At 60.6% G+C, this 576-nt stretch carries 1 protein-coding gene; it reads left to right on the forward strand.

The genetic code is table 11. The annotated features are described in order from the left end of the window. Window positions 1-194 precede the first annotated feature (194 nt). Window positions 195-437, forward strand: coding sequence for a hypothetical protein (locus tag BST14_RS28255; protein WP_051641717.1), 243 nt, complete (start codon window positions 195-197; stop codon window positions 435-437). The last annotated feature ends 139 nt before the right edge of the window (window positions 438-576 follow it).

Below are 576 nucleotides of genomic sequence, written 5' to 3' on the forward strand. Positions count from 1 at the left end.
CATCTGACCCGGTGGCTGGCAAACCCCTCGAACCCCCACCCGGCACGGGGTCGGGTGGGGGTTCGATATCTGTTGAGGCGGAACGGGTCTTCTTCTTCTTCTTCTTCTTCTTGTCTGTCGGTGGGCGACGGTAGTGTCACTGGTGTTGGGGCAAGCCATTGGGGCGGGCTCACTTGTTTCGGAAGGGGAACATCATGGCGGTTTATGGCGACGGTGAATGCTTGGCTGGGCCGGACGGCTGCGAGGGCGAGGTCTTCGCGCGCTCGACGCTCTCTGGGAGTGGGGATGCCTATTACCGGTGCGATCACCACTATGAGGCGTATGCCGTCCGGCTTCAGCCGGTGATGGATGACATTAACCGGCGATATCCGGCGATGGCGCCGGCTGATTGGGACCCCTATTACGCGGGTGAGGCCTGGGACGAGGACGGCTGGTAAGCCGTGGTGGTTCCGAAATAGTTGCTGCGCGTTTTGGTTTCGTCGTATGGGTGTCGGTGTTCGGCGGTAAAATCGCAGTTGTGGGGCTGGTCATTCGGACTGGTCCACGATTCCCAGGGAAAGGGGAAAGCAGTGACTG

The sequence above is a fragment of the Mycobacterium arosiense ATCC BAA-1401 = DSM 45069 genome, from assembly GCF_002086125.1.
Lineage (GTDB): Bacteria > Actinomycetota > Actinomycetes > Mycobacteriales > Mycobacteriaceae > Mycobacterium > Mycobacterium arosiense.